This is a genomic window from uncultured Brachyspira sp. (assembly GCF_944390595.1).
In the GTDB taxonomy this organism is placed as follows: Bacteria; Spirochaetota; Brachyspiria; order Brachyspirales; family Brachyspiraceae; genus Brachyspira.
This window is the reverse complement of record NZ_CALXRN010000129.1, coordinates 21,334-27,587: the sequence shown is the minus strand read 5'-3', so window position 1 is coordinate 27,587 and position 6,254 is coordinate 21,334. Positions and strand designations below refer to the sequence as shown.

Annotated in this window: 7 protein-coding genes; 4 read left to right on the top strand and 3 right to left on the bottom strand. The window is 26.5% G+C overall.

Annotated features, from left to right (window positions below):
- Positions 1-1,183 (bottom strand): sodium/proton-translocating pyrophosphatase (locus Q0J90_RS07525; protein ID WP_297277320.1); only part of this gene is annotated, 1,183 nt, incomplete at its 3' end.
- 207 nt (positions 1,184-1,390) lie between these two features.
- On the opposite strand from Q0J90_RS07525, the gene Q0J90_RS07520 reads away from it, so the two are divergent.
- Together Q0J90_RS07520 and Q0J90_RS07515 are read left to right on the top strand one after the other, a co-directional pair.
- Positions 1,391-1,981 (top strand): histidine phosphatase family protein, encoded by a 591-nt coding sequence (locus Q0J90_RS07520; protein WP_297277319.1) that lies wholly within the window; start codon positions 1,391-1,393, stop codon positions 1,979-1,981.
- 44 nt (positions 1,982-2,025) lie between these two features.
- Complete coding sequence (locus Q0J90_RS07515) at positions 2,026-3,003, top strand: cobalamin biosynthesis protein (RefSeq protein WP_297277318.1); 978 nt, start codon at positions 2,026-2,028, stop codon at positions 3,001-3,003.
- On the opposite strand, the gene Q0J90_RS07510 is transcribed toward Q0J90_RS07515, so the two are convergent.
- The gene (locus Q0J90_RS07510) at positions 3,004-4,347 is read right to left on the bottom strand and encodes an MATE family efflux transporter (protein WP_297277317.1); all 1,344 of its coding nucleotides are present in this window, start codon (positions 4,345-4,347) and stop codon (positions 3,004-3,006) included.
- A gap of 162 nt (positions 4,348-4,509) precedes the next feature.
- On the opposite strand from Q0J90_RS07510, the gene Q0J90_RS07505 reads away from it, so the two are divergent.
- Complete coding sequence (locus Q0J90_RS07505) at positions 4,510-4,956, top strand: PepSY-like domain-containing protein (RefSeq protein ID WP_297277316.1); 447 nt, start codon at positions 4,510-4,512, stop codon at positions 4,954-4,956.
- A 3-nt stretch (positions 4,957-4,959) separates the two neighbouring features.
- Positions 4,960-5,343 (top strand): PepSY-like domain-containing protein, encoded by a 384-nt coding sequence (locus Q0J90_RS07500; protein WP_297277315.1) that lies wholly within the window; start codon positions 4,960-4,962, stop codon positions 5,341-5,343.
- Between the two features lie 6 nt (positions 5,344-5,349).
- Here Q0J90_RS07500 and Q0J90_RS07495 read toward each other — a convergent pair whose 3' ends face one another.
- Entirely contained in the window at positions 5,350-6,252 is a 903-nt protein-coding gene (locus Q0J90_RS07495) for a DUF1848 domain-containing protein (protein WP_297277314.1), read from the bottom strand.
- Positions 6,253-6,254 lie beyond the last annotated feature (2 nt).

Below are 6,254 nucleotides of genomic sequence, written 5' to 3'. Positions count from 1 at the left end.
ATTGAGTAGGCTTGTATTCTGCAGCAGTATAGTATTCTGTAAAGAAACCAACTACGTTACCAGCTATAAGTCCTACAATTATAGAAACGAATAATCCTAAATTGTTTGGAAGGAGTATCTTTACTAAGATAAAAGCAACTACTATAATAATAGCACTGCTTACATAAACACCAACTCTTAAAGATTTTAATAATTCTCCCATAGTAGCACCTTCTTTAGTTTTAACGAAGAATACTCCTATTATAGAAGATAAAGTACCTATAGCAGCAAGTATCATAGGAAGAGATACAGCAAATATTGGGCTAACATCAGGATTAATATATCCGAAAGCAGCAGAACCTAAACTCATAGCAGCAAGTATAGAACCTGCATAAGATTCATAAAGGTCAGCACCCATACCAGCAACGTCGCCTACGTTATCACCTACGTTGTCAGCTATAACTGCAGGGTTTCTTGGGTCGTCTTCAGGTATTCCTGCTTCAACTTTACCTACTAAGTCAGCACCAACGTCAGCAGCTTTAGTAAATATACCGCCTCCAACACGGGCAAATAATGCTTGGAAAGAAGCACCTACACCAAAACTTAACATTGTAGTAGTTACAAAGTGCATTTTAGCAGCAGTATACTCAGCAGTTCCTTTAGCTATTCCTGTACCGGCTAAATTTAAGAAATCTGTACCGAATAAGTTGTTATCAAGCCATAAATTTAATACTATAAACCATAAAGAAATGTCAAGCAAAGCAAGACCTACAACAGTAAGTCCCATAACAGCACCGGAACGGAAAGCTATTGTTAAGCCTTCATTTAAAGATTTGCTGGCAGCATTTGCAGTTCTAGCTGATGCATAAGTAGCAGTTTTCATACCTAAGAAACCTGATAATGTAGAGAAGAAACCGCCTGTTAAAAAACCTATAGGAATAAAAGGATTTTGAACTTTTAATGCATAAGAAAGAATAGCAAAAATAATGAAAGCTCCGGCAAAGAAGAAAGCTATAACTTTATACTGCTGTTTAAGATAAGCTATAGCACCGGAACGTACATGCGAAGCTATTTCCTTCATTGTGTCAGTACCTTCATCTTGTTTACGCATCCATTTGTAAAAATAGAAAGCAAAAGCTAATGTTAAAATTGCCGCTGATATTGTAAAAAAGCGGGCATTTTCAGCTAATATTTCATAATTCATACATATACCCTATTTTTGAAATTTTGTTAAAAATTTTACAGTTTTGGATTATATCATAAATTCATTATATTGTCAATCAAATTTATTATTATTTTTAATACATACCGTACCTATATAAAAATTATTTTTATATACATAAAATATTATTGAAAAAAAATAAACTGCTATTATAATATTAATAATTATAAAAAAATCTGGAGAGTTCTTATGAAAATTTTATTTATACGTCATGGTCAGACTCAATTCAATGCTGAAGGAAGATGGTTAGGCTCTACTGATGCACCTCTATCCGAACTTGGAAAGGAATTTTTAATAAATAAAAAAGAAATAATTAATAAGTACAAACCCGTTCAAAAATTATATTGCAGTCCTATGAAAAGATGCTTAGAAACAACTCAAATATATTTTGATGATATGTTTGATAATAAAGAAATTATAGATAATTTAAAAGAAAGATGTTTCGGGGATTTTGAGGGTAAAAACCATGATGAATTAAAAGATAATCCATATTATAAAGAATTCTTTAAAAGCAATTGGCAGAGTAATGTACCTAATGGAGAAACTTCAGAACAATTTTTTCAAAGAACAGAAAATGCCTTCTTTTATATAATAGAAGATATGAAAAAAAATAATTTAGATTATATTGCTGTTGTTACACATGGAGGAGTTATTATGTCAATATTCAGCAGATATGACAGCAAAAAACTCGGATTTTATGAATATCTGCTAAAAAATGGAGGCGGATATTATACAGAAATAGATGACAGAAATAATATAAATATTATAGAAAACTTTTAATTTTACGATGATTATTAGTAATAACTTTTATTGGAATAAATATAATGAGAATACTATTAATATTACCTATATCTTTTCTTCTTAATATTTTTGTAGAAAAGTTCAAATTTGATCCTTTTGTTTTTATAAAAAGAATACATTTTATGGCAGAAGATTTATTTAGAAAAAAAATAAATAATGATAATAAGATAATAGAATTTATTATAGGGGCTTTATCTTCTATAATAATAATGGCTGTAATTTTTTTAATACCATTTTTTATTCTTATGCTTTTATATAAAGTTCATTTTCTATTAGGTTTAGCAGTAGAGTTAGTATTATCATATATCATAATAGGAATTAGAAAACCTTTAGAAATAAGTTCTCATATAAATAATAGTTTAATGGCTAATGATATGAAAAAGGTTAAATCTCTTCTACAAGAAAATACTGAAATAGACACGGAAGATATAGAAGAAGAGCAAGCTATAAAAAATACTATAGAATATACAACTATAAGCATTGCTGAAGATTATATATATCCGGCAATATTCTTAACTTTGGGAGGAGCACCTTTATGCCTGCTTTACAAAGTTATTTATGTTTTATCAGAATGTTCATCCGATAGCGTATATATAGATGAACCTAAAAGCAATAATATTTTTAGAATATTCAATATCAAATTATGCTATATAGTAAATATTATACCTTCTATACTTACTTCTTTGGTTTATGTACTAGGCTCTGTTTTCTTTAGATATGAGTATAAAAATGCATTTTCTGCTTTCATAAAAGAAGGCAAAACTAATAAAGCAAGATTAGAAGCCAGCATTGCCGGAGCATTAAATATAGAGTTAGGCGGCGAATATATGAAAGATGGTGAAATATATGACAGACCATTAGTTGGAGAATATTTAGAAGATTTAACTCCGCGTCATATAGAAAAAGCAAATAAGCTAATACTTACATCAGCTATATTTGCTTTATCTATAATGCTAATATTAAAGCTTTTATCTATGGCTTTTTTAGCTATTATTTTTTAATTACTCATTTTGATATATTATGCCGTTTACGGTACTATACTTTTTATTTGTAATATAAAATATTACACTAAATAGCAATATTAAAATAAATTGTGCAGCAGGTATAGCAATCCATATACCATTAAGATTAAAGAATATAGGCAGAATAATTATACATAAAGGACTTACTAAAAAAGGGTCTATATATGTTAAAATACTCGAATAAATACTTTCTCCTGATGAATAGAAATATGCAGTACCAAGTCTTACTATAGGCTGAAGTATAAATGCTATAGATATTATAGGAAGCCCTAAGCTTATTATATCATTAGTTTCAATAGATGCGCCAAATAATATACCTAATCTATTTCTAAGCGTAAATACTAAAATCATAAGTATTGAACCTAATACACAATCAAATAAAAGTCCCTTCTTTAATACTTTTTTCATAAGATCGTTTCTGCATGCTCCTTTGAAATAGCTTATCATAGGCTGGCATCCTTCTGCAACACCTTCAAATAAATATATAATGGATCCGTAAATATAATTAATAACAGAATAAGCTGTTGTTCCCAAATATCCGCCGTATTTTAAGCATTGAAGATTATTAAATATCACTATCAAAGACGGAGCCATTACCATTCCGAAAGGAGATAAACCTATCTGCATTGCTCTTTTAGTCATAGATAAATCAAAGTCTGATAATTTTATTCTTGTTCTGTTTTTCTTTCTTATAAACAAATAATAAATAGAAATTAAAGCAACTATTCCCTGTGCTGTTATCGTAGCAAGTGCTGCTCCGAACATTTCTAATTTAAAAACCATTAAAAATAAATAATCCAGTACAATATTTATAACAAGACCTAATCCCATAAAACTCATAGCATGTACAGTTTTACCTAAATTTCTTATTATAGGCATAGAACCAAACGATATTATCTGAAGTCCTCCGCCTAAAATAATTGTTGTAATATAAGCGTCTGCATGATGAAAAACTTCACCCTTAGCACCAAGCATAACTATTAATTTATTTTTTAATAAAAAAAGAATTGCTGTTAATATAATACTTGCCAAAATTAAACTTATAAATGTATTGTTCTTAGCTTTATTAAATCCGTCTATATTACCTTCTCCTAAATATATAGACATTATTACAGCTCCTCCCATACCAAGCATAACAGCAGAAGCATTAATTAAAGTACCTATAGGATATATCAAATTAATAGCTGTAAGTCCTATATCTCCCATTGAGTTTCCGACAAAAAAACCGTCTACTACTATATAAAGCCCTCCTAACATAGTAGATACTATAGCCGGTATAATATACTTGAAAAAAGACTTCTCCATAGTTTTTATATTCATCATAATAAACTCCTTTAAAAATATAGTCTTATTTCGTACTATTGTAATGGAGTATTATATGCATATTTATTATTTTGTCAATAGAAAAAGTATGATTTTTTACTTTTTTATATTATTGAAGTATTTTGTTTTTAATTATATTATTATATAAAAGGATATAAAACCATGTTCAAAAATATAATATTATTAATTATTATATACATAATATCCGCTTCATTTATAGGATTTGACAATGAAAGAGGATTTAGATTTATACCTTACAGCTATCTGCCTGATAATATTAAGGAATTTGTTAATACATATTTTGAAGAATACGAAGTTCATAATGCAGCTATTGTATCATCATCTTATGTTGTTATTTTCAAAGGAGGCTCATCAATACATTTTAAAATAAATGGTGAATGGCAAACTATAATAGGCAATAGAAAGATAATACCAATTAATATAGCTTCAAAATTTATAGACAGTAAAATTATGAATATAATTAAAGAAAGATATGCAAGCATAAATAATATATACAAAAGAAGAAAAGGTTATGAGTTTAAAGTTGATGATAAAGAATATATTTATATAGGATATGACGGAAATATAATAAAAATAAAAAAAGGATAAATTATGGATATTCTTTCCCCTAAAAATTTGCCTCAAAAAGCAAGAAATTTTATAGAAACATATTTTTCTGATTATTATTTATTTAAAATAATATTTAATTCATCATATAGTGCAGTATTTAAAGGAGGAGGCTCAATCAATTTTAATACAAAAGGTGAATGGAATGCCATAATAGGAAATGGAAATGAAATAGCATTTAATATAATAGAAAAATTTGCAGAAGATAACATTATAGAAAAAGAAATTATAAATACAATTAAAGAAAAATATGATAATTTTCATATATACAGAATATTAAAGAAAAATAATAAATATGAAATAGAAATAAATAATAATATTATTATAATAGACAATAAAGGCAGTATTATAAAAATAAAGAATAAATAACAATCATTATAATATAAAAAGCATATTTTTATCATTAACTACCATTTTTCTATCTTCTATGGTATGTTTTATATTATCAATATTTAAATCAGAAAGCATGGCATTATTAACATCATAATGTTTTAAAATATTTTTTGAATTGGCATAACAATATATGCATCCGTTTTGGCATGTATTGTATGAACCTATATCTATACTTTCTATGCAATTGCATAATTTTCTTTGGGATTTATCTTTTTTCTCTTTTATACTATAGCCTAATATTTTTTGTATTCTTTCTTTATCTATACATGATGCTTTTTCAACAATATCAAAATACTGAGAACATGATTTTAATTTGATATTATTTTTATCTGCTATCTCTTTTAGACTATTGATTAGAAATATTTTATCATTATCATTTAAAACTAGATTTTTGATATTATTTTTAATTTTACTGTATATTTGAATGAAGCTAAATATGCATTCATCTGTATATTCTTTTAATTGACATGAGAAATTGTTAAAATTATTTATATGATAATTAATATCAAATTTATCATTTAATATAATAGGATCATATCTCCAAACTATTTTTTCTCTTCCAAAAAAATTACTTATATCAATAAATTTTTTTATTAATACAGTTTTATTTGGAAGATTTTTTTCTATATTTTTATCATAAGGCGTTATAGTAAAATGAATATAAAATTCATAACCTAAATCTGTTACTTTTTTTAAAAAATCAATATCAGGATTTTTAGACCAAAAAACTATTACATCAACAATATCTTTATTTAATGGTATTCTATAAAATTTATTTCTGTTTATTGGATTTTGAGTAATGACATAATTTTCTTTTAACCTATTTAAAAACCACTCTGTATGCAATGACGGAATATCTGTTCTTCTGCTTGCACTTATTATCATTA